The following is a 23,350-nucleotide window of genomic DNA, read 5'->3' as shown; positions in this document are numbered from 1 at the left end:
TTCGCGATATCGGCGGCTCCCTCGAAGGTTCCATGAGTTCGACGATTCTCACGCGCCGCCCTTTTGCGAGGCGCTCTGTTTCGATCTGCCTGACCGTGATGTGCGGCATCTGCACATCGGCGGTTCACGCACAAAGCTCGGTCACGCTATATGGCGTCATCGATACGAGTATCGAAGTTACGAACCCCGGTTCATCGTGGACACCGCGCATGGACTCGGGCGCATATCGCGGCTCGCGATTCGGCGTGCGCGGTTCCGAAGCACTCGGCTCCGGCACGCGTCTCTTGTTCGCTCTCGAAAGCGGCTTCAGTTCCGCCGACGGCACGATGTCCACCGCAGGCACGCTCTTCAATCGCCAGGCGTGGATCGGCGTGGGCGCACCGTGGGGCGAAGTGCGCGCGGGCCGTCAGTACTCGCCGATCTACATTCCGTTCAAGGGGCAACTGGATGCGTTCGGCGCGGGGACCATCGCATCGGGGCTCAACAATCTGTCGAAGATTACGCCGTACACGAATAACGGCATCACGTACCTGTCGCCCGATCTGCACGGGTTCACGATGACCGTGATGATCGCACTGCGCGACAGCGGCAGCGGTAACGGCCTGTCCGGCGACTATGAAACGTTCGCGTGGCGTCACGGTCCGCTGCGTGTGTCCTACGCGCATCAGCAAACGCACGGCGGCGCGACGACACTGCGAGCCAATCTCGGCGGGGTGTCGTATCGGCTCGGCCACGCGACGGCCTTTCTGTCGTTCTTCAATGGCGATGGCGGTTCGCCGCGCTATCACGACGACGGTCTGTCCGCATCGATGCGCTATGCGTTCAGCCCGCGTCTGCGAGCATCGGTCGGCTATGCCTATGCGCGCGACCGCTCGGGCGGCGGCAACGACGCGGACCAGTTCAGTCTTGCCTGCGAATACGATGTATCGCCGAAGCTGATGCTGTACGCGAGCGGCGCGATGCTGCGCAATCGCGGCGATGCGACGTTCACGCTGCGAGGCGTCAATGTCACCGGCCTCCCGCCCGCTTACCCCGGTGCGCCGGTTCGCGGGGTGCAGGTCGGGATGATCGACCGGTTCTGAAAGAAGGCTCGCGATAGTTCGGTTACCTGTCCATCTCCGGTAACTTCGATAGCGGGATCGCGTTCAAACCAAGTACTGCCGCCAGTTCGTCCGGCGAACGCACGATGTGCGCTTCGGGCGGAAAGAGCGCGGCGGCATCGTCATCGACAGGCCAGCCGATCACCCGCATGTTGGCGGCGATCGCGCCGCCCGCACCGGTCGGGCTATCTTCGACAGCAACGACCTCTTCGGGCGCGAGACGCAGCAGCCACGCAGCGCGTTCGTACGGCTCCGGGCTCGGCTTGCCGTGACGCACGTCATTGACGCTGACCGTGATGAGCGAAGGATCTTCGATGCCCAGCGAGCGCAGGTTCGCTTCGAGCAACATGCGCGACGCATTCGATACGATCGCCTGCGTCATGCCCGCCGCCTTCGCCTTGCGATACACCTCGAGCGCGCCGGGACGAGGCACGAGCCGTGGCGCGCCGTTCAGATATGCCCGCGCACGGAACGCCGACCATTCGCTGAAGTCGACCGACAATCCGAAGCGTTCACGCACGAGCGCATGCACTTCGCGCCCGGTCTTGCCGAAGACGAGCGGATGCAGTTCATCGCCCGCTTCCACCCCGTGATGCGCCAGCGCCTCGACGAGCGTGGCCAGATGCAGTGACTCGCTCTCGATGAGCGTGCCATCCATGTCCCACAGAATTGCCTTGATCAAAGCGTGATTATCCTTGTCGTGCGTGCGCTGCAGGCGCGTATGCGTCGAGCGCGTGGAGATTTGCGTAGTCGAACGTTGCAAGGGCGCTGACGGCATCGCCAGACGCGCGGATGGTCCGTTTGCGGTGTCCGAAAAGACAGTGGAGCCTATCACGCCGCGCGCCTCACTATCGGCAACGAATCCGATCCCGAAGATTATTTCCAGTCGATAATGCGTCTGAACGCCGGTGACGATTCCGCTCACGGAACGCGCCGCGTATGTTCACATCACAATAGAAAAGAGGAGAGACTGAATGACCGATATACCGAGCTTCTCGCTCGAAAAGACCGCACCGAGCCGTCGCGCGTGGCGAATCATCGTGGCTGCATCGATCGGCAATGCGCTCGAGTGGTTCGACCTGGTCATTTACGGATTCTTCGCCGTCACGATCTCGAAGCTCTTTTTCCCCGCCGGCAGCGAGACTGTCTCCCTGCTGCTGACGCTAGGCACGTTCGGGGTCTCGTTCTTCATGCGCCCGCTCGGCGCGGTCATGCTGGGTGTCTACGCGGACAAGGCGGGCAGAAAAGCCGCACTGACGCTGTCGATCCTCTTGATGATGATCGGCACCCTGCTTATCGCGGTCATGCCGACCTACGCGACGATCGGCATCCTCGCGCCAGTCGGAATCGTCTTCGCTCGCATGATTCAAGGCTTCTCCGCCGGCGGCGAGTTCGGTAGTGCGACTGCATTTCTTGCCGAACACGGTGGTCAACGCCGTGGATTCTTTGCCAGCTGGCAAGCGGCCAGTCAAGGACTCACTACCCTGCTTGCAGCTTTGGCGGGAACGTGGCTCACCACGGCGCTCACGCCCGAGCAAGTCCTGAGCTGGGGATGGCGATTGCCGTTTCTTTTCGGGTTGTTCATCGGCCCCGTTGCGTACTACATCAGGCGGAACATCGACGAAACGCCCGAGTTCGTCAGCACAGGAACGGCGAAAACGCCGCTGGCCGATACCTTCACGGATCAAAGGCAGCGCCTCATATTGGCCATTGGAGCGGTGGTTCTGGGCACCGTAGCGACGTACCTGATCCTGTACATGCCCACGTATGCCGTGAAGCAACTGGGCTTGCCGGCATCCGCTGCGTTCACTGCCACGATCGCGACGGGCGTCATCCAGATGATCGGCGCGCCGTTCTTCGGCCACCTGTCCGACCGTATCGGCAGAACCCGAATCATGATCGTGGCGGGCGTGTTCTTCCTCGTCTGCGCGTATCCGGTTTTTCGACTGCTGCACGACCATCCGACATTCGGAGCGTTAGTCGGGGTGCAGATTTTCTTCGGGGTCGCCAACGCTGCCTATTTCGGTGCGCTGCCCGCGTTGCTGAGCGACCTGTTCCCGACGAAGAACCGCACGACTGGCATGTCCGTCGGTTACAACGTGTCGGTGACGGTGTTCGGCGGCTTCGCTCCGTTCATCATCACGTCGCTCATCGGCTTGACGGGAAATCAGCTTGCGCCGAGTTTCTATCTCATCGCGGCGGCCATCGTCAGCTTGTTCGCGCTGATGCATATCAGGAAGCTCGCGATGCAGTAAACGACAGCTCTGGCCGGGCGGGCGCGATCGGGCGCCGCCCGGCTGATCTGTCGTCTTGCGCCGATAACGCCGCGCCGGCCGGCATCCCTCACACCGCGCCGACCAGCCGGTATCCCACTCCCGTTTCCGTCACGATGTGCTCGGGCTGAGCGCCATCGCGCTCGAGTTTCTGGCGCAAGTGAGCCATGTAGATGCGCAGATAGTGCGGGCTCTCCACATGCGACGGCCCCCAGACCTCCAGCAGTAGTTGCCGGTGCGTCAACACGCGGCCCGCATGACGCACGAGCGTGGCAAGCAGGCGATATTCGATCGGCGTCAGATGCACGCTGTTGCCCGCCCTGGTGACGCGGCGCATCGCGAGTTCGACGGTGACATCGCCGAACGTCACCGCCGCCGATTCCTTCGCGCCCGCCTGATCGCGCCGGCGCAAGTGAGCACGGATACGCGCCATCAATTCCGATACGCCGAAGGGCTTCGTCAGGTAATCGTCGGCGCCGGCATCGAGTGCTGCGACTTTCTGATCTTCCTGCGTGCGCGCCGACAATACGATGACCGGCACAGCGGTCCATGTGCGCAGTTCGCGGATCACGTCGATGCCGTCCATGTCCGGCAGGCCGAGATCCACTATCACGATATCCGGCTTGCGCGTTGCCGCTTCGATCAGACCTTGCTGCCCGGTTTCCGCCTCGTGGACCGTCATGCCATGTGCTTCGAGCGACACGCGCACGAAGCGGCGGATCTGCTTTTCGTCTTCGATGAGGATCGCAGTATTCGGGGATTCGGGCATCGGGCGCTCGGAAAGTTGACGCGGTGACTTAATGGTGAGGCGTAATCGCAAGCGGGGCAATCGCGCTAATGCGTGTCGCTTTTTACGGGACCTGCGAGCGCGGCATCGCCTGTTGCCCGGTCGCGGCTCCAGTCAACGGCTGTTCTTCCGCGACATCCGGCGGCGTTGCGTTCGCGGGCAGCGTGAACCAGAACCTCGCGCCGCCCACCCGTCCTCCGGCCTCACGGTTTTCCACGCCGATCTCGCCTCCGTGCGCTCCGACGATCGCGCGGCAGATCGCAAGGCCCAGACCGACGCCCGTTTGCGGCGATTCCTTCTCGCCGCGCGTGAACTTCTCGAAGAGCTGCGCCTGTGTTTCCATCGGAACGCCCGGCCCGTGATCGTCGACCCACACGCGCACCTGACGCCCGTCCGCAGCCTGTTCCGTTCTCGCGCCGATCTCGATGTCCGTGCCGCGCGGCGTGTATTTCGCCGCGTTCTCCAGCAGATTCACGAACAGCCGGTCCATCAGCACTGCGTCGAGTTGCAGCCAGGGCAATTCCGGCTCGATATTCACGCGGATACGCCGTCCTTCGAGCGTGCGCCGCATCGTGGCCAGCGCCGCGCCGATGATCTCCTCGAGCATGAACCATTGCCGGTTGAGCCGAACCGTCCCCGACTGCAGGCGCGCCATGTCGAGCAGGTTCGTGACGACGCTGCTCATGCGCAGCGCTTCCTCGTGGATCGACTGGACGATCTCCTGAGCATTTTCCGCTTGCATGCCCCCTGTCCGGCCCTGCTCTTCCAGCACGGACGCGAACCCGACGATCGACGTCAGCGGCGTGCGCAGATCGTGCGAAACCGCCGACAGCAGCGAGTTCCGCAGGCGTTCCGACTCCATGCTGACCAGCGCATCCCGCGCGATCTCCACGTAATGGACGCGTTCGAGCGCAAGCGCGATCTGCGCCGCGAAAGTCTCGAGCATCCGGCGCTGCTCCGGAATGTCGAGATCGGACATGCGCTCGCTCACGAACGCGAGGACGCCGCGCGTGCGCAACGGCGCCCTGAGCGGAAGATAGAGCGCATCGGCGGCAGGCAAAGTGTCGGTGCCGGAGCCGGCCGGCTTTTGCTGATCGTAGACCCATTGCGCGACGGCCAGATCGACACTCGATGCATCGAGCATGACGTCTTTGTCCGGGTCGATCACCTTTTGCTGGACCTTCTCGGCGCTGTCGGGGAGAAGAATGAGCGTCTTCGCGTGAAAGACATCGGCGATGTGCCGCATGCCGATCTCGATGATCTGCTCGGTCACCAGCGCAGCGGCCAGCTCGCGGGTCATCGCGTACATCGCGCTGGTGCGCCGCTCGCGCAGCGATGCGACGCGCGCCTCGCGCCGAAGACTCGACGTCAGATGGCTGATCGTGAGCGACGTCAGCAGCATGACCGCGAAGGTCAGCAGGTACTGTGTGTCGCTGACCGTGAACGACATCACCGGCGCGACGAAGAAATAATCGAAAGCAGCGACCGACACGAACGACAGCAACACGCCCGGCCCGCGCCCCAGCCGCACCGCAGCGAATATCACGCCCAGCAGATAAAGCATCACCAGATTCGTCAGCGCGAACCGGTGATAGGCCAGCACGCTTGCGGCGAGCGTAATGCCCGCACCGATCGCGAGCGCGAAAGCATAAGCGCGCGGCGGCGAACGCATGTCCTTCCGAAACGCGGCGAACGAACGCGACGGCTGCGGCTGGCCTTCGCGGACGCCCGCCGGGACCAGCGTCACGTCGATATCCGCCGCCTGCCGGACGATGCGTTCGCTCACGGATCGCCTGAAATAGCGCCGCCAGCGTTGCGTCGATGACACGCCCGCCACCAGCTTCGACACGTTGCGCATGCGCGCATAGTCGATGAGCGTGGCGGCGGCATCGGCGCCCGCGAGCGTGACCGTTTCCGCGCCGAGTTCGGAGGCGAGCTTGAGGGCATCGAGCGTGCGGGCGCGCGCATCGTCGGAGAACCGTTCCAGCGCGGGCGTCTCGACATAGACCGCGAGCCAGTCGGACTTGAGCGCGGCTGCAAGACGCGCCGCCGCGCGGACCAGCGCCGCGCTTTGCGGCCCCGGCCCCACGCAGGCGATCAGCCGTTCGCGTGCGCGCCAGATTCGATCGATCGAACGGTCGGCGCGGTACTCACGCATCTGTCCATCGACACGGTCCGCCGTGCGGCGCAAGGCGAGTTCGCGCAGCGCGATCAGGTTGCCCTTGCGAAAGAAGTTGCGCACCGCGCTCTCGGCCTGTGTCGGCAGATACACCTTGCCGTTGCGCAGGCGGTCCAGCAGTTCCTCGGGCGGCAGATCGACGAGCGTCACTTCGTCAGCGTGATCGAACACGCGATCGGGCACCGTCTCCCACACGCGAATGCCGGTGATGCGCCCGACCACGTCGTTCATGCTTTCCAGATGCTGCACGTTGACGGTCGTGTACACGTCGATGCCCGCGTCCAGCAGTTCTTGCACGTCCTGCCAGCGTTTCGTGTGACGCGCGCCCTTGACGTTCGTGTGCGCGAGTTCGTCGACGAGCAGCAGTTGCGGCTTGCGCGCGAGGGCGGCGTCGAGGTCGAACTCCGTCAGCACCTTTGCGCGATAGTCGATGCGCGCAAGCGGCAAGGTTTCGAGTCCGTCGAGCAAAGCAAGCGTTTCCTGGCGGCCATGCGTTTCGACCACGCCGACGACGACATCGCGCCCGTCAGCCTGCGCCCGGCGCGCGGCCTGCAGCATCGCGTAGGTCTTGCCCACGCCCGCGGATGCGCCGAAGAACAGTTTCAGGCGCCCGCGCCGGCGCTTTTGCTCATCGCGCTGGAGCTTGTCGAGCAGGTCATCGGGGTCGGGGCGGGTCATCGTCATTGCTCGTCGTGGTCAAGGTGCGTTCACGGTCTCGCGGCATCCAGCGCAAGATTGAGCTTTAGCACATTCACCCGTGGCTCGCCAATGATCCCGAACTGGCGCCCCGCCGTGGCTTGCGCGACGAGCGCCTCGACCTGCGGCACGGTCATGCCGCGCGCCTTCGCCACCCGCGTCACCTGATACGCCGCCGCAGCCGGGCTGATGTCGGGATCGAGGCCGCTGCCGGACGAAGTGACGAGATCGACGGGCGGCGGCGTCGCGTTGTCGGGATCGGCCGCGCGCAGCGCATCGATGCGCGTCTTGATCTCGCTTTCGAGCGCCGGATTGGTCGGGCCGAGGTTGGAGCCGCCCGAACTGCCCGCGTTGTACGGATTCGGCGTCGTGGCCGAGAGCCGCCCCCAGAAGTATCGCGGCGCGTCGAACTGCTGTCCGATGAGCTCCGAGCCGGCCGTCTTGCCGTCGCGCTCGATGAGGCTGCCGTTGGCCCGATGCGCGAACGCGGCCTGGCTGATCGCGGTGACGACTGCGGGATAAATCAGCCCGGTCACGACTGTCAGCGCGAGGAACAGTACCAGCGCCGGACGAAGAAGGCTTTTCATGATGTCGCTATCCTTTGAAGTGATGCCCGGTTCAATGCCAGCCGAGCGCCGAAATGGCCATGTCGATCAGCTTGATGAACGGAAACGGCAGAACGATCCCGCCGAGCCCGTAGACCAGCAGATTCCGGCGCAACAGCGACGCCGCCCCCAGCGCGCGATACTTCACGCCCTTCAGCGCAAGCGGAATCAGGAACACGATGATGAGCGCGTTGAAGATCACCGCTGACAGAATCGCCGACGACGGCGACGCAAGATGCATCACGTCGAGCATGCGCAATTGCGGATAGGTCGTCGCGAACGCCGCCGGGATGATCGCGAAGTACTTGGCCACGTCGTTGGCGATGGAGAATGTCGTCAGCGCGCCGCGCGTCATCAGCATCTGCTTGCCGATCTCGACGATCTCGATCAGCTTCGTCGGGTTCGAATCCAGATCGACCATGTTGCCCGCTTCCTTCGCGGCCTGCGTGCCGGTATTCATCGCCACCGCGACATCGGCCTGTGCGAGCGCGGGGGCGTCGTTGGTGCCGTCGCCGGTCATCGCGACGAGCCGCCCTTCCGACTGATGCGCGCGGATCGTGGCGAGCTTGGTCTCGGGCGTGGCTTCCGCGAGAAAGCCGTCCACGCCCGCTTCCGCCGCGATGGCCGCCGCCGTCAGGCCGTTGTCGCCGGTGACCATCACCGTCTTGATGCCCATTTTGCGCAGCTCGGCAAAACGCTCCCGGATGCCGCCCTTCACGATGTCCTTCAGTTCGATCACGCCCAGAGCGCGCGCTTTGCCTTCACTGTGCTCGGCTACCACCAGCGGCGTGCTGCCGCGACGCGCCACGTCATCGACCGCATGCTGCACTTCCTGCGGGAAGCGCCCGCCATGCTGCTCGACGTATTTCTTCACGGCATCGGCTGCGCCCTTGCGAATCTCGCGGTCCGGCGCGCCGGAGTACGCCTTGCCGGGCGACAGATCGACGCCGCTCATGCGCGTCTGCGCGCTGAACGCGAGGAACGTCGCGTGAAGCGTCGCCATGTCGCGCTCGCGAATGCCGAACTTCTGCTTCGCGAGCACGACGATGCTGCGGCCTTCCGGCGTTTCGTCCGCGAGCGACGCAAGCTGGGCCGCGTCCGCGAGATCGCGTTCGTCCACGCCCGGCGCGGCGGTGAACGCCGACGCCTGGCGATTGCCCAGCGTGATCGTGCCGGTCTTGTCGAGCAGCAACACATCGACGTCGCCCGCGGCTTCCACCGCGCGGCCCGAAGTGGCGATCACGTTCGCCTGCATCATGCGGCTCATGCCCGCGACGCCGATCGCCGACAGCAGCCCGCCGATCGTCGTCGGGATCAGGCAGACGAGCAACGCGACCAGCGCCGTGATCGTCACGACATGCCCTTGCCCCGCCGCCTCCACCGAGAACATCGAGAACGGCAGCAGCGTGGCCGTCGCGAGCAGCAGCACGAGGGTCAGCGCGACCAGCAGAATCGTCAGCGCGATTTCGTTGGGCGTCTTTTGCCGCTTCGCGCCTTCGACCATCGCGATCATGCGGTCGAGAAACGCTTCGCCGGGATTCACCGTGACGCGCACGACGATCCAGTCGGACAGCACGCGGGTGCCGCCCGTCACCGAGGAGAAGTCGCCGCCCGACTCGCGGATGACCGGCGCCGATTCGCCGGTGATCGCGGATTCGTCGACGGAGGCGACACCCTCGATGACATCGCCATCGGCGGGAATGACGTCACCCGATTCGACCAGCACGACATCGCCCTTGACGAGGTCGGTCGACGTCGTGATGCGGATGGGCGACTTCGGATGCGGCTCGTTGAGCTTCTTCGCCATGACGTTGTGCTTGGCACTGCGCAGCGACGCGGCCTGCGCCTTCGAGCGCCCTTCCGCGAGCGCCTCGGCGAAGTTGGCGAAGAGCACCGTGAACCAGAGCCACAGCGCGATCGCCAGAATGAAACCGGCGGACGACTCCGCCTGGCCGGCGAGCGCGGCGATCCACAACACGGTGGTCAGGATGCTGCCCACGTACACGCAGAACATGACGGGGTTGCGCAACTGCGTGCGCGGGGCGAGCTTCCGGAAGGAATCGACGATCGCCGGCTTCAGCAGCGCCGGGTCGAACATCGAAAGAGCAGCCGTCCGCACGCGCCCCGACTGGCCGGGAGCGTGCAGCGGCGTTTGCGTCTGTTGAGTCATGCTGTCCTCGAAATCAGTGGCCGTGGACCATCGTGATGTGCTCGACGATCGGTCCGAGGGCGAGCGCGGGAATGTAGGTCAGCGCGCCGACCAGAAGCAGCGTGCCGAGCAGCAGCACCACGAACAGCGGTCCATGCGTGGGCAGCGTGCCCGCCGTGACGGCGAGGCGCTTCTTGGCCGCGAGCGACCCTGCGATGGCCAGAATCGGAATGAGCGTGCCGAAGCGTCCGAACCACATCGCGATGCCGAGCAGCACGTTGTAGAAGGGCGTATTCACCGAGAGACCGGCGAACGCGCTGCCGTTGTTGTTGGCGGCCGAGCTGAACGCATACAGCACTTCGGAGAAACCGTGCGCGCCGGGATTGGCGATGCCAGCCTTCCCCGCCGCCGTCAGCACGGCGATGGACGTCCCCGCCAGCACCAGCAGCGGCGTCAGCAGAATGACGATGGACACCATCTTCATCTCGAACGATTCGACCTTCTTGCCGACGTACTCGGGCGTGCGGCCGATCATCAGTCCCGCGACGAACACCGCGAGCAGGGCGAATGCGAGCATGCCGTAAAGACCCGAGCCGACGCCGCCGAAAATCACTTCGCCGAGCTGGATCAGCAGCATCGGCACGAGGCCGCCGAGCGGCGTGAGCGAATCGTGCATGCCGTTGACCGCGCCGCAGGAAGCGGCCGTCGTCGCCACCGTGAAGATGCCCGACTGCGCGATGCCGAAGCGCGTCTCCTTGCCTTCCATGTTGCCGCCCGCCTGCAGCGCGGACGCCTGGGTATCGACCTTGAGCGATGCATAGACGGGATTGCCGGCCTGCTCCGACGCGATCTCGCTTCCGCAAGCCACGGCAAACGCGATGGTCATCGCCGCGAGCACCGCGTAGCCTTGCCGCGCGTCGCCGACCGTGCGCCCGAACACGACGCATAGCGCAGCCGGGATGATCAGCATGGCGAGCATCTGCAGGAAGTTGGAGAGCGGCGTCGGGTTCTCGAACGGATGCGCCGAGTTCGCATTGAAGAAGCCGCCGCCGTTGGTGCCGAGCATCTTGATGGCTTCCTGCGATGCGACCGGGCCCATGGGCAAGGTCTGCCTGTCGACCTTGATGTCCTGCATCACGGGGCCGCCCGCCGCGTCCTTCATCGCGTGGCCCTCGGCGTCCGTCTGCGGCGCCTGATACGTGGTGACTTGCAGCGTCGGCACGTCCTGATAGGCCCTGAAGTTCTGAATCGCCCCCTGGCTCACGAAAACGAGCGCGAAGATCACCGCGAGCGGCGCGAGGATAAAGAGCGTGGTGCGCGTGAGATCGACCCAGAAGTTGCCGATGGTCTGCATGCCGTGACGCTTGAAGCCGCGAATCAGCGCAGTCACGACCGCGATGCCGGTGGCCGCCGAGACGAAGTTCTGCACGGTCAGCCCGAGCATCTGCGCCAGATAGCCGAGCATGCTTTCGCCGCCGTAGTCCTGCCAGTTCGTGTTGGTGACGAAGCTCACGGCGGTATTGAACGCCGCATCGGGCGTCATGCCGGCCATTCCCTGCGGATTCGCCGGCAGCATGCCTTGCAGACGCAGGATGCCGTAGAGCACCAGCGCGCCGAGCACATTGAACAGCATCACGGCGAGCGCATAGTGTTTCCACGACATTTCGACGCCGGGATCGACGCCGGCAAGCCGATACAACAGCGACTCCACGGGGCGGCCGAACTTGCGCACGACGACCGATGAACCGTCGAGCACGCTGGCCATGTAGCGTCCAAGAGGAATCGCCAGGCCGATCAGCACGACGATGAACACGGTCATCTGCACTATCGCGTTGGTGCTCATTCGAGGTCCTCCGCACGAAGCAGCGCGTACACGAGGTACGCGAAAAGCAGCAGCGCGGAGGCGCTTGCCAGCCAGATCATCCACGCGTTCATGGATGGCCTCCCGTCGTGCGGCGGCTCAATCGCTCGCAGCCGCTCGTGAGTGCCGCGCACAGTCCCCAGACGAGGACGATCCCGGCGAGGTAGAGCAAGTCCATTGCCGTGTTCTCCTTCGAAGCAGTTCAAGACAGGCTGGAGCGTACGAGAAGGGACGTAAAGGACTTGAGAAGAGATGAAGCGGAGATATAAAAATCGTGTAAACGGACTTGATGGCCGTTGTGGAAGTGACTTGCGTGGTGCGCTTGGAGTCGGACTGAGTTCTGCTGGCGATGCAGCAAGTCGCACGTCAGGCGAGCGGCAAATGCAACGTGCGCGTTGGCAACTCGATATGCTCGCGCGCTATGAACAGCCGCTGTTGGCCTATTCGCGCTGCATTTCGCGTATGTATTGCGCCGAATCTTGACCGCATAGCTTGCGAGCACGCGCCAGTGCATCTGCCGCGCGCTGGCGGCGAGCAGTGGCGCGCGGCGTATCAGGCGATTGAGCGACGACGGCAGCGCGCTGCGTCCCGCAATGACGCCCGCATCCGGTCAACCCTGATTCGGCCCGACGCCCAACGCCTCCGCCTTGCGAACCAGATCCGCCAGCGACCGGGCCTGCATTTTCTTCATCGCCTGTCCGCGATGAATCTTGACCGTGATCTCGCTGAGGTTCATCTCGGACGCGATCTGCTTGTTCATGAGTCCCGCCACGACGAACGCCATTACTTCGCGTTCGCGCGGCGTCAGCGATCCGTAACACACCCGCAGATCGGCGACGGAGCGCCGCGACTTGCGCCGTTCTTCGTCGCGGGCGAGCGCGTTGGCGACGGCATCGAGCATGTCTTGATCGCGAAACGGCTTCGCGAGGAAGTCCTGCGCGCCGGCCTTCATCGCCTTGACCGTCATCGCGATATCGCCGTGCGCGGTCATGAAAACAATCGGCACGCCGAGTTCGCTCGCCGCGATCTGCTCCTGCACCGCGAGTCCGCTTTGCCCTCTCAGGCGCACGTCCAGAATCAGACAGCTCGGCACGTCCGGCATCTCGCACGCGAGAAACTCTTGCGCCGATGCGAAGGTCCGCACGTCGAGTCCCACGGAACGCAATAACATGCCGACGGCATCGCGCATGGAGTCGTCATCGTCGACGACGTAGACCATCGCATTGCTCGCGGCGTTATCCAGCCGGCTGCTCATCACATGTCTCCCTATCGACGGGCAGAATGAACTGCAACGACGCACCGCCTTGCGCGGCGCCTTCCGCCCAGATGCGGCCGCCATGCGCCTCGACGATCGACCGGCAGATCGAAAGCCCCATGCCCATGCCATCCGCCTTGGTCGTGAAGAAGGCGTTGAAGATGCGCCCCGCGCTCTCCTCGCCGATGCCCGGACCCGAATCCTCGACGATCACATGCCCATGATTATCGTCGAACATGCGCGTGGCAACGTGCAGGCGCCGCGAGGCGTTTTGGCCAGCCATCGCCTGTGTGCCGTTCATGATGACGTTGATGAGCACCTGCTGCAACTGGACCCGGTCGCCGCATACCACAGGCGACGGCTCCGCGAGTTGCACACGCACGGCCACGCTGTGACGGTCGAGTTCGCCGCGCACCAGTTCGAGCGCCTCTTCGACGGTTCCATTCAGCGCGAACCTCGCGGCGGGCCCTTCGTGTTTCTTCGCCATCGCGCGGATGCGCTGGATCACGTCGCTCGCGCGTTTCGCATCGCGGATCATCTGCGTGATCGACTGCTTCGCTTCCGCGAGATCCGGCTGCGGCCGGTTCAGCCAGCGCAACGCCGCATCGCCGCACGTGACGATGGCCGCGATCGGCTGCGTCGTTTCGTGCGCGATCGACGCCGCGAGTTCGCCGAGCATCGAAATGCGCGTCACGTGCGCGAGTTCCGCCGTCGAGCGCGCGAGCGCTTCCTGCGCGAGCGTCGTCTCGGTGATATCCATCAGGGCGCCGACATACTCCAGCTCGCCGCTTCGCTGCACCACATGCGCGACGTAGTGCACGTGCTTGACGGCGCCGTCGGGCATCCGCAGCCGATGTTCGACGTCGATCACCGGTGCACCGCCCTTCTCGTTTTCGTATGCGTTGCGCACGAGCGCGAGATCGTCGGGATGCGTGCGCGCGAGAATTGCGTCGATGGATGGCGTCACGTCGCGCGTGTAATCGAAGATGCGATAGGCCTCGTCGGACCACCACATCGTGCCTTCGGGCAAACGCGTCGCGATGCTCGCGGTGCGGCTCAGGCGCTGCGCATCCAGCAGGAACGCTTCGGTGCGTTCGAGCGCCCGTTCGGCCTGCTTGCGCTCCTCGACTTGCTCGCGCAGGTCGGACGTCGCGGTCTGGTTCCTCAACGCGAGATAGGAAGTCGTCGCGATCGCGAGCAGGCTCACCGCGCAACGGGCGATCGCGCCGGTCGACACCGAGTCGTCGTGAGAGAGGGCGAAGCCCGCGAGCGTCAGGAGCACGCAACCCCATGCCGCGCGGACCGTTGCCGTGCGCCCGCCCGACGACGCGACGAGCAGCACGACGACCACGTAAAACACGGCGATCGCGATGTCGAGCGGCGTGAGCGCGTCGATCAGGAAAACCGTGAGAGCAAGGGCGCCGGCGAGCGCCCATGCAATTCGCACCTCGGGGCGCAAAGGACTGACAGACTCGTTTGGTTGGCCGCGCGAATCGGCCCGACTAAGCGGTTTATGCATGGGCAGTCGAAATGGCGTTGGCTTGACGGATGCGTGCGCTCACTGGGCGCCGGGATCGAACGTTCGCTGCAACGTACTCAGGCATTCGGATACGACGGCGCCGTCCACCGGCTTGCCGAGAAAGCATAACGCGCCGCCGTCGAGCGCCTGCCTGCGCACCGCATCCGATGCGAACGCGGTGATGAAGATGATCGGCAACGCGAGACCCAGCTCGCGCAGCCGCTGCTGCAACTGCAAGCCGGTCATGCCGGGCATCTGCACGTCGCTGATGATGCACGCAACTTCGTCGAAATGCCCGGACTCCAGAAACGATTCCGCAGACGGGTACAGATGCACTTCCCAGCCGAGCGAGCGCAGCAGGCTCGACGTGGCGGCGCGAACGGATTCGTCGTCGTCGATGACTGAGACCAGGAAAGGGAAGGTCAAGCGCGTGTCCTCGATCATAGGCTGTCGGCGCGGCCCGGTCATGCGGGTCCGCTCGTGTGATGCCATCTTAGCGAGGGTGGGGAGCGCCGAAAATCATATGTGCGTATAGGTCATGCGCCGCCCGGGGGCGCCGTCATACCTTGGTATGACGGCGTCATGCGGCCTGCCTATGGCGGCTGGCCTTGCGTTCGATGAGCGTCATCCGCGCGCCTCTCGAAGGCATCCACGGTCATCCGAACGTACACGCGAAACCAACGCCAGCGTGCCTGCTCGCGCGCCTTCGTACGATGGGCCGGCAAGCCACGCCCGACTACATTTCACTCACGGCTGCATCGATGACACGGTCAGCCGCACGAAGCAGCGCCCGATGCACTGCATACAGGCGCTTCAGGGCCGCATCCCAGTCATTCAATCCATCCAAGGAGTGTCAATCATGAAGAAGATCCTCGTTTCCGTCGCCGTTGCCGTCAGCGCCCTCGCCGCGCCCGCTTTGAGCTTCGCACAGTCGAATGGTCCCCTCACCCGCGCCGAGGTCCGCGCGGATCTGGTGCGCGTCGAGCAAGCGGGTTACAACCCGGCGGTTGCGAGCGATCCGCACTATCCCGACGACATCCAGGCCGCAGAAGCGAAAATCGCCGCCGAAGAGACGAGCGGCGGTTTCGGCGGCGTGCAGCAGCGCACGTCGTCGGGCGCGCCGGCGCGCACGTCGATGCAATCGACCTGCGTCGGACCGGCTGACTTCTGCACGCCTTACTTCGGCAGTTGATAGTCGCGGCCGGGCGGCCTGGCCCGCCCGCCGCTTTTCCAAGCGCTTGTATCCGTTGACGGAGTGTCTCGTGAAATTTCTCTCGCATGCCGCTATCGCGCTCGCGGTTGCCGCTGGTCTTGCTTCATCCGCGCTCGCCGCCGCGCCGGTTTCCGCGCCTTCGTCCGCGCCGGTCAGGAATATCGTTCTCGTCCACGGCGCGTGGGTCGATGGCTCCGGCTGGCAGCCGGTCTACGACATCCTCGTGAAGGACGGGTATCACGTCAGCGTGGTGCAGGAACCGTTGACGTCCCTTGCCGGCGATGTGGCGGCCGCCCGCCGCGTGCTCGACGTGCAGGACGGCCCGACGATACTCGTCGGTCATAGTTATGGCGGCTCGGTGATTACGGAAGCCGGCGTGCATCCGAACGTCGTCGGGCTGGTTTATGTCGCGGCGCATGCGCCCGCCGTCGGGGAGGATGAAAGCGCGCTCGGCAAACGCATGCCGAGTGATACGTCGATGCAATCCGGCGCCGTCGAGAAAACCGCCGATGGCTACACGTACCTCAATCCGGCTGTGTTCCCGAAAGACTTCGCGGCCGATCTTGCACCTGCCAAAGCCAGGTTCGAAGCACATGCGCAGATGCCAACGGCGGCGGATGTCTTCTCGACACCGTTGACCGCTGCGGCGTGGACGTCGAAGCCGAGCTGGGGCATCGTCGCGGGTGGCGACAAGATCATCAATCCCGATCTCGAACGCTGGTATTACGAGCGGGCGCATAGCCACACGACCGTGATACCGGGCGCGAGTCATTCCGTGTATGAGTCGCGTCCGCGGCAGGTGGCAGCAGTCATCGAGGACGCGGCGCGGCACGCGCAGCCTTGAACATGAAGTCCGTGAAAGCAGCGGACTCATGCAGCGGCAATCGTCCGCGCCGCATCGAATGATGCGAGCGGCGGACGAGCGTGGTCAGCCTCGCTGCATGCACGCTTCATGCAGGGTATCGAGCCGACGCGCGGCATCGGCGACGTAGGGATTCGTTTCGTCCCACGCATAACCGGCCAGCACGGAGCTGACCATTCGTCGGATGACCGGCGTCTGATCCGGCGCAAAGATGATGTCCGGCAGCTTGCCCGAATACCAGCGCTCGACGAACGCACGGAAGGTATCGATGCCTTTGCGCAAGGGCGCGTCGTATTCCGTGTGCCAGTCGATGACATCGCCATTCAGTTGACGCTCCAGCGCCTGAACCGCGAGATGCGCGGACCGCAAGGCGATCGTCACGCCCGACGAGAACACCGGATCGAGAAACTCGCCCGCATTGCCGAGCAGCGCATAGCCCGCGCCATGCAGTTTCTCGACGTTCGCCGAATAACCGCCGATATGCCGCACCGGCATCAGGAAAGGCGCATTGCCGATCAACCGGTTCAGGTTCGGCTCGCTCTGGATCAGCAAACGGAGCTTCTGCTCGCGCTCGGCCTCGTCCACATCCAGAAACGCCGCTTCCGCGACGCATCCGACGGACGACCGCCCGTTCGCCAGCGGAATCATCCAGTACCATACGTCGCGATGCTCGGGATGCACCGCCACCGTGATCTTGCTGCGATCGTGAGCTTCGACCGGAATGCCGTCGCGCACATGCGTGAAGATGGCGGCGCGCGTCGGCATGCGCGTCGGCGCTTCGAGGTTCAGGAGGCGCGGCAGCACGCGGCCGAAACCGCTCGCGTCGAGCACGAAGCGCGCGTGAACCTGATACCGCGCGCCGGCCTCGTCGACGACATCGAGCACGGGTGCATCGCCCGTTTCCATGGCGAGCACGGTATGCCCGAAGCGGACGTCCGCGCCCTGTTCGGCCGCGCAGCGAATCAGCAGATCGTCGAACACCGCGCGCTCGACCTGATACGTCGTGCCCCATCCTTCCGAGTGCTTGTCGCGGAAGTCGTAGGCCGACGCTTTATCCCGATACACGAATTGCGCGCCATTCTTGTACTGGAAGCCCGCTTCCACGACCGCGCGCAGCATCCCCGCTTCTTCCAGATACGCCATGCTTTGCGGCAACAGACTTTCGCCGATCGAAAAACGCGGGAAATGCTGGCGTTCGAGCACGAGCACCGAGCGTCCCGCTTTTCGCAACAGCGCGGCAGCCACCGCGCCCGATGGCCCCGCGCCGATGATGGCTACATCGACGTTTGTCTTCACCGAACTTTCTTGACTCATTTCAAATTTCCTCGCTGCACACGGCAACGTATTGCGAACAAGACACATGATTCACGCACCAGCGATTACAATCACACGCGGACCATGCATCAAAACCTCAAGACACCTCTTTACCGAATCCAATCGTGCAGTTCACCGAATCATCCAATGTGCCGTTCGTGCCCGAGACTTCTTTCGGCGTCTGGTTTTTACGCACGCACACGTGGGAACATCATGTTCTGCGTGTCGCGATCGACGACCTCAAACGCCTCATCGACGCTCCGTTGCCCGCCGCGCCCGTGATCGTCGATGTCGGCTGCGGTCAGGGCATTTCGTTCCGTCTCCTTGCGCAAGCGTTCAAGCCGCAGCGCATCGTGGGCATCGACTTCCACGAGCCATCGCTCGCGCTTGCGGCGCAATCCGCGCGGGCCTGCGCGCATCGTCCGGAAACCGCAGCGACGACGATCGAACTGCTTCACGGCGACTGCGCGAACCTGCCGCTGCCGGACGCAAGCGCCGACGTCGTCTTCTGTCACCAGACGTTTCATCACCTCGTCGAACAGGAACGCGCGCTCGCCGAGTTCCGCCGAGTGCTCAAGCCGGGCGGCGTGCTGATGTTCGCGGAATCGACGGATGCGTACATCAAGTCGTGGGTCATCCGGCTGCTGTTTCGTCATCCGATGCAAGTGCAAAAGAGCGCCGACGGCTATCTCGACATGATCCGCAAGGGCGGCTTCGACTTCGGGCCGCACAACGTCTCGCTGCCGTATCTCTGGTGGAGCCGCGCGAAAGACTTCGGGCTGCTCGAGCGCATCGGCCTCTACGTGCCGAAGCCCGGCAAGCGGCGTGAAACGCTCGTCAACGTCGTCGCGAGAAAAACCGCCTGAGCAGCGCACGGCGTTCATGCGGCGCGTGCATCGAGGCACGCGCCGCTTCGCGCTTCGACCTCAGTCTTTCAGCTTGACCACTTCACCCTTCAACGCGACGCCTGCAACCACGGCGCCCGCGCCGCACGTGAACTCGGTCGCGCTCTCGCGCTCCACGTTCTGGTAGTTGCTCTTGATATTGATCACCGCGTTGCCGCCTTCCTTGCGTGCGCGCTCCTGCAACTCCCTCACAGCCGAGAGAAACACGTGCTTGCACGCGTCCTCGTCGCTCTTGCCGAACGCGTTGGTCTTCTTGTTGGTCGCGAATTCGCCGAGCGATTTCACGACACGCGGATGCGCTTGCCCCGCGAAATACAGCGGAATGTTCTTGTCGACCTTGTCGGGCTCGCTAACCAGAGCGGGCGCGACAGGATAGATCCTGATCGTATTGCGCGCGAACGATTGCGACGAGAAGAGCGCTGCAACGGCTGCCGCACAAATAAAAAAACGCTTCATGGTGGTCATGTCCGTGTTGGTTGGCTTATTCGACGTCCAGCTTTACGACATCACCGCGCACGGCAAGCGTCGATCCGTTGTTGCTCGCGCCACAGACGAACTCGTTCGCTGACGTGGTCTGCGTGTGCTGAAAGCGCGTCGTGACGTTGATGACCGCATCGGCATGCTGCTCGCGTGCATAGTCGCGCAACTGGTCGAGCGCCTTGCCGAGCGCGATATTGCAGGTCGCTTCCTGACCGTCCATCGTGCGGGCCACACGCACCGCTGCTTCCTTGCTGCCGAACATCGTCTTGACGTTCGCGTGCTTCTGATCGCCGAAATACACCGCGACGTCGTTCGGCTTTTGCGTCTGCAGCGCGGCGGGCATCGGCAGCGCGCGGATTTTCGTTGTGCAGCCGGCTTGCGTGATCAGCACGCCGGCCATCATCGCGAGGACGATTTTTGTTTTCATAGTGCGGTTTCGCTTGTGGTTGTTGCTAGGGATGCGCCCGTCATTCTCCGACGGGCAACGGCTGAAACTTTTCGAACACGAGGCTCGCGGAACTGCCGCCGAAGCCGAACGACACCGACATCGCGCGCCCGATTTGCGCCTCGCGTGTCTCGCGCACGAGCGGCATGCGCTCGGCAAGCGGTTCGAACGCGCTACGCTCTCCCGTTCCCGCGATGAACCCGTCGCGCATCATCAGCAACGTGTAGATCGCCTCATGCACGCCGCTCGCGCCGAGCGGATGCCCCGTCAGTCCTTTCGTCGACGAAAACGGCGGCACGTCCGCGCCGAACACCGACTGCAACGCGCGCAGTTCTTCTGCGTCGCCGAGCGGCGTCGAAGGGGCGTGCGTGTTGATGTAGCCGGGCAACGCGCCCGCTTCGTCGAGCGCCATGCGCATTGCACGCGCGATGCCGTCCGCATGCGGCGACACCATGCCGGCGCCATCCGTGCTTTGCCCGAAACCCGTGAGTTCCGCGTAGATGCGCGCGCCGCGTGCGAGCGCATGGTCGAGCGCTTCGAGCACCAGCACGCCCGCACCCGAGCCGATCACGAAGCCGTCGCGGGCGATGTCATAAGGACGCGAGGCTTGCCACGGCGTATCGTTGAAGCCGCGCGACAACGCGTGCATCGCGTCGAACATCAGCGTCATGTTGTCATGCAGCGCTTCGCTGCCGCCCGCGAGCACGATCTGCTGGCGTCCGGTCTGAATCAGTTGCATCGCCTGCCCGATGGCGAGCGCGGATGTCGTGCATGCCGACGAAGGCGAATACGCGACGCCCTCGATGCCGAACGCCTGCGCGACATTCGCAGACGCCGTGCTGCTCATCGCCTTGGGAACCGTGTACGGCGGCGTTCTCTCGATGCCGCGCGTCACTGCGACGCCCATCGCCGCGTCGTATTCGGCCATCGCGCCGACGCCCGAGCCGATCACCGCGCCCGCTTTCGGCGAGCGCAGCATGTCGTCGCCCAGGCGCGCATCGTCGATGGCCTTGCGTGCAGCGTGACACGCGAAGCGCGCGGTCTCGCCCATGAAGCGTTCCAGCTTGCGATCGAAGGGCGGCTCATGCGCCACCGACGCCACCGCCGCCACCTGCGAACCGAATCCTCGCTCGCGCCACGCGTCGATGCGCGTCACGCCCGAGCGCCCCGCCTTCAACGCGGCGCTCACTGTATCGAGCGTATTGCCGAGACACGAAACGATGCCCATGCCCGTAACGACGACGCGCTGCATGCCTTGCGCCTTGTTCATCGGACGCGCCGGAAGATGAGCGACGTATTGATGCCGCCGAACGCGAAGTTGTTGCTCATCACGTATTCGGCGTCGATCGCGCGTGCCTCGCCCGTGATGTAATCGAGCGGCGCACACGCGGCGTCGACTTCGGTGAGATTGAGTGTCGGCGCGTACCAGTTGCGCTTCATCATCTCGATGGTCCACCACGCTTCGAGCGCGCCGCATGCGCCGAGCGTGTGTCCGACGTAGCTCTTGAGCGAGCTGATCGGCACGCGCTCGCCGAACGTCTGCGCGGTTGCGTGACTCTCCGCGACGTCGCCGCGATCCGTCGACGTGCCGTGCGCGTTCACATAGGCAATGGCTTGCGGATCGAGCCGCGCGTCGTGCAACGCGAGCTGCATGGCGCGCGCCATCGTGCTCGCGGTCGGCTGCGTCATGTGCGCGCCGTCCGAGTTGCAGCCGAATCCGGCGATCTCCGCGTGGATCGTCGCGCCGCGCGCCACGGCGTGCTCGTACTCTTCGAGGACCAGCGTCGCCGCGCCTTCGCCGACGACGAGACCGTCGCGCCGGGCATCGAACGGACGCGGCGTGAGACCCGGCTCGTCGTTGCGCGTGCTCGTCGCATAGAGCGTGTCGAACACGGCGACGGCCGGGCCCGACAACTCCTCGGCGCCGCCCGCGAGCATCATCGTCTGCTTGCCCGAGGCGATGGCTTCATACGCGAAGCCAATCGCCTGACTGCCCGACGCGCACGCGGACGACGTCGGCAGAATGCGTCCCTTCAGGTCCCAGAAGAGGCCGACGTTCACGGCAGTCGTGTGCGGCATCATCTGCACATAGCTGTTGGATGTGACATCGGTCATCGAACCGGTCCGGAGCATCGTGCCGAACGCGCGGATCGGCTCGACCGAGCCGGACGACGATCCATACGCGACGCCCATGCGTCCGTCGCTGATCGACGTGTCGCCCGTCAAGCCCGCGTCCGCCAGCGCCAGTTCACTCGCGCGCACCGCGTACATCGACACGATGCCCATCGACCGCGTCTTCTTGCGCGGCCACTCGGAGGGCTGCTCGAAGGCGGGCAGCGGACACGCGAGGCGCGTATGAAGCCCTGCGAAGAAGTCCCATTCCGGCATGCGGCGCACCGCGTTGCGGCCGCTCCGGAGCGCGGCTTCGATTTCATGCCAGCAATTGCCGAGCGCCGTGACGCCGCCCATGCCCGTAACGACGACGCGCTTCATCAGATCATCCCGCCGTTCACGCCGATCACCTGGCGCGTCACATAGGAAGCCGCATCCGACATCAGGAAGCTGACGACGGCGGCCACTTCGCCCGGCTGGCCGACGCGATTCATCGGCACCGTCTTCAGCGCATGATCGACGGAAACGTCGTCGAGCATGCCCGTTTCGATCAGTCCCGGCGCCACGCAGTTCGCCGTGATGTTGCGCGATGCGAGTTCGACGGCGAGCGCCTTGGTCGCACCGATCAAGCCGGCTTTCGCCGCGCTGTAGTTCACCTGCCCGCGATTGCCGATCACGCCCGACACCGACGCGATCGTCACGATGCGGCCGCCCTGCTTCGCGCGCACCATCGGCATGGTCAGCGGATGAATCACGTTGTAGAACGCGTCGAGACCCGTTTCGATCACGACGTCCCAGTCGTCGTCGGTCAATGCGGGAAACGCGGCATCGCGCGTCACGCCCGCGCTGCACACGATGCCGTAATAAGCGCCGTGCGCGGCGACATCGGCTTCGAGCGCCTCACGGCACGCCGCGCGGTCGCGCACGTCGAATTGCACGACGCGCGCCGAGCCGCCCTGCGCGGCGATGCCCGCCGTCACCGCTTCGGCTTCAGCGCGCCCGGTGCGGCAATGCACGGTGACCGCGAAGCCGTCGGCGGCCAGTTGATACGCAATCGCCCGGCCAATGCCGCGGCTTGCGCCGGTTACGAGGACTCGGCGGCTCATGAACTGATGCTCCCTTCGATGAATGTCTGAAAATCGCGTGGCTGGAAGACCTTGATGACGGCCTGCGCGTAAGGCTCGCCGTCGTGCTCGATCGCGCATTCGTACGCGCCGTGCCCCTCTTCGCTGCGCAGCACTTCTTCCACGCGGATGGTGAGCCGCGCATCGCGTGCAAACGTGCTGACATCGGCCGTATAGCTGCGCGTGCCGAGCAGCACGCCGGGACGCGCACGGCCGCCGGCACGCATCGCGATCAGCGCGACGTGCGCGGCCACGGCCTGCGCCATCAGTTCGATGCCGATCCACGCGGGCATCGCGCCGTGTTCGTCGGCATACCACGCGTCGGCGCGCACGGTTGCAAGCGCGGTGAGCGCAACGTCGCTGCACGCGGCCACTTCGTCCACGAGCAGCATCGTGCCGCGATGAGGAATGATCGTTTCGATCGGCGCAAACGCGCCGCCGTGTTCGTCGATGTAAGTGTGTCCGGTCATC

At 64.7% G+C, this 23,350-nt stretch carries 22 protein-coding genes; 5 read left to right on the top strand and 17 right to left on the bottom strand.

All coding sequences use genetic code 11. The annotated features are described in order from the left end of the window. The first annotated feature begins 98 nt into the window (after window positions 1-98). Complete coding sequence (locus AB6804_RS10090) at window positions 99-1,082, top strand: porin (protein WP_370886572.1); 984 nt, start codon at window positions 99-101, stop codon at window positions 1,080-1,082. A gap of 22 nt (window positions 1,083-1,104) precedes the next feature. On the opposite strand, the gene AB6804_RS10085 is transcribed toward AB6804_RS10090, so the two are convergent. Continuing rightward, entirely contained in the window at window positions 1,105-1,782 is a 678-nt protein-coding gene (locus AB6804_RS10085; RefSeq protein ID WP_370886329.1) for an HAD family hydrolase, read from the bottom strand. A 292-nt stretch (window positions 1,783-2,074) separates the two neighbouring features. Here AB6804_RS10085 and AB6804_RS10080 point away from each other — a divergent pair, with 292 nt between their 5' ends. Next, window positions 2,075-3,355 carry an MFS transporter gene (locus AB6804_RS10080; RefSeq protein WP_370886328.1) on the top strand — a complete coding sequence of 427 codons (1,281 nt, stop codon included), beginning with the start codon at window positions 2,075-2,077 and terminating at the stop codon, window positions 3,353-3,355. Window positions 3,356-3,443: 88 nt separating this feature from the next. On the opposite strand, the gene kdpE is transcribed toward AB6804_RS10080, so the two are convergent. From kdpE to AB6804_RS10035, 9 genes are all read right to left on the bottom strand, one after another. Beyond that, complete coding sequence (gene kdpE / locus AB6804_RS10075) at window positions 3,444-4,142, bottom strand: two-component system response regulator KdpE (protein WP_370886327.1); 699 nt, start codon at window positions 4,140-4,142, stop codon at window positions 3,444-3,446. Between the two features lie 82 nt (window positions 4,143-4,224). Next, on the bottom strand, window positions 4,225-7,017 hold the full coding sequence (locus AB6804_RS10070) for a DUF4118 domain-containing protein (protein WP_370886326.1): 2,793 nt from the start codon (window positions 7,015-7,017) through the stop codon (window positions 4,225-4,227). Window positions 7,018-7,046: 29 nt separating this feature from the next. Continuing rightward, window positions 7,047-7,622 (bottom strand): potassium-transporting ATPase subunit KdpC, encoded by a 576-nt coding sequence (gene kdpC, locus AB6804_RS10065; RefSeq protein ID WP_370886325.1) that lies wholly within the window; start codon window positions 7,620-7,622, stop codon window positions 7,047-7,049. A 31-nt stretch (window positions 7,623-7,653) separates the two neighbouring features. Continuing rightward, window positions 7,654-9,738, bottom strand: a complete 2,085-nt coding sequence (kdpB, locus tag AB6804_RS10060) for a potassium-transporting ATPase subunit KdpB (protein ID WP_370886571.1) — start codon at window positions 9,736-9,738, stop codon at window positions 7,654-7,656. An 85-nt stretch (window positions 9,739-9,823) separates the two neighbouring features. After that, window positions 9,824-11,632, bottom strand: a complete 1,809-nt coding sequence (gene kdpA, locus AB6804_RS10055) for a potassium-transporting ATPase subunit KdpA (protein WP_370886324.1) — start codon at window positions 11,630-11,632, stop codon at window positions 9,824-9,826. Further along, entirely contained in the window at window positions 11,629-11,724 is a 96-nt protein-coding gene (kdpF, locus tag AB6804_RS10050) for a K(+)-transporting ATPase subunit F (protein WP_035965954.1), read from the bottom strand. The genes kdpA and kdpF overlap by 4 nt, the downstream gene beginning before the upstream one ends. Before the next feature lie 536 nt (window positions 11,725-12,260). Beyond that, window positions 12,261-12,905: a response regulator transcription factor gene (locus AB6804_RS10045; RefSeq protein ID WP_244795635.1), complete on the bottom strand. Its 645-nt coding sequence runs from the start codon at window positions 12,903-12,905 to the stop codon at window positions 12,261-12,263. Next, complete coding sequence (locus AB6804_RS10040; protein ID WP_370886323.1) at window positions 12,886-14,424, bottom strand: sensor histidine kinase; 1,539 nt, start codon at window positions 14,422-14,424, stop codon at window positions 12,886-12,888. The genes AB6804_RS10045 and AB6804_RS10040 overlap by 20 nt, the downstream gene beginning before the upstream one ends. Window positions 14,425-14,463: 39 nt before the next feature. Next, window positions 14,464-14,850, bottom strand: a complete 387-nt coding sequence (locus AB6804_RS10035) for a response regulator transcription factor (protein ID WP_244795633.1) — start codon at window positions 14,848-14,850, stop codon at window positions 14,464-14,466. Between the two features lie 433 nt (window positions 14,851-15,283). Here AB6804_RS10035 and AB6804_RS10030 point away from each other — a divergent pair, with 433 nt between their 5' ends. Beyond that, window positions 15,284-15,616: a DUF4148 domain-containing protein gene (locus AB6804_RS10030; protein ID WP_370886322.1), complete on the top strand. Its 333-nt coding sequence runs from the start codon at window positions 15,284-15,286 to the stop codon at window positions 15,614-15,616. A gap of 70 nt (window positions 15,617-15,686) precedes the next feature. Next, the gene (locus tag AB6804_RS10025; RefSeq protein ID WP_370886321.1) at window positions 15,687-16,481 is read left to right on the top strand and encodes an alpha/beta hydrolase; all 795 of its coding nucleotides are present in this window, start codon (window positions 15,687-15,689) and stop codon (window positions 16,479-16,481) included. An 84-nt stretch (window positions 16,482-16,565) separates the two neighbouring features. Here AB6804_RS10025 and AB6804_RS10020 read toward each other — a convergent pair whose 3' ends face one another. Continuing rightward, window positions 16,566-17,813: an NAD(P)/FAD-dependent oxidoreductase gene (locus AB6804_RS10020; RefSeq protein ID WP_370886320.1), complete on the bottom strand. Its 1,248-nt coding sequence runs from the start codon at window positions 17,811-17,813 to the stop codon at window positions 16,566-16,568. Between the two features lie 125 nt (window positions 17,814-17,938). On the opposite strand from AB6804_RS10020, the gene AB6804_RS10015 reads away from it, so the two are divergent. Beyond that, the gene (locus AB6804_RS10015) at window positions 17,939-18,679 is read left to right on the top strand and encodes a class I SAM-dependent methyltransferase (protein ID WP_370886319.1); all 741 of its coding nucleotides are present in this window, start codon (window positions 17,939-17,941) and stop codon (window positions 18,677-18,679) included. A 60-nt stretch (window positions 18,680-18,739) separates the two neighbouring features. On the opposite strand, the gene AB6804_RS10010 is transcribed toward AB6804_RS10015, so the two are convergent. Genes AB6804_RS10010 through AB6804_RS09985 form a run of 6 tightly spaced genes read right to left on the bottom strand, consistent with a single transcriptional unit; the run spans window position 18,740 to window position 23,349 of the window. After that, window positions 18,740-19,174 (bottom strand): excinuclease ABC subunit A, encoded by a 435-nt coding sequence (locus AB6804_RS10010; protein ID WP_370886570.1) that lies wholly within the window; start codon window positions 19,172-19,174, stop codon window positions 18,740-18,742. A gap of 25 nt (window positions 19,175-19,199) precedes the next feature. After that, window positions 19,200-19,625 carry a hypothetical protein gene (locus AB6804_RS10005; RefSeq protein ID WP_370886318.1) on the bottom strand — a complete coding sequence of 142 codons (426 nt, stop codon included), beginning with the start codon at window positions 19,623-19,625 and terminating at the stop codon, window positions 19,200-19,202. A 40-nt stretch (window positions 19,626-19,665) separates the two neighbouring features. Beyond that, a complete protein-coding gene (locus tag AB6804_RS10000) occupies window positions 19,666-20,913 on the bottom strand; it encodes a beta-ketoacyl synthase (RefSeq protein WP_370886317.1) in 1,248 nt (415 codons plus the stop codon). Then, complete coding sequence (locus AB6804_RS09995) at window positions 20,910-22,136, bottom strand: beta-ketoacyl-ACP synthase (RefSeq protein WP_370886316.1); 1,227 nt, start codon at window positions 22,134-22,136, stop codon at window positions 20,910-20,912. The genes AB6804_RS10000 and AB6804_RS09995 overlap by 4 nt, the downstream gene beginning before the upstream one ends. After that, the gene (locus AB6804_RS09990; RefSeq protein WP_035965974.1) at window positions 22,136-22,861 is read right to left on the bottom strand and encodes a 3-ketoacyl-ACP reductase FabG2; all 726 of its coding nucleotides are present in this window, start codon (window positions 22,859-22,861) and stop codon (window positions 22,136-22,138) included. Before AB6804_RS09990 ends, AB6804_RS09995 begins: the two co-directional genes overlap by 1 nt. Further along, window positions 22,858-23,349, bottom strand: coding sequence for a hotdog family protein (locus tag AB6804_RS09985; RefSeq protein ID WP_370886315.1), 492 nt, complete (start codon window positions 23,347-23,349; stop codon window positions 22,858-22,860). Before AB6804_RS09985 ends, AB6804_RS09990 begins: the two co-directional genes overlap by 4 nt. Window position 23,350: the final 1 nt, after the last annotated feature.

This window comes from Caballeronia sp. RCC_10 (assembly GCF_041360715.1).
GTDB lineage: Bacteria > Pseudomonadota > Gammaproteobacteria > Burkholderiales > Burkholderiaceae > Caballeronia > Caballeronia grimmiae.
This window is presented reverse-complemented; position numbering and strand designations above follow the sequence as displayed.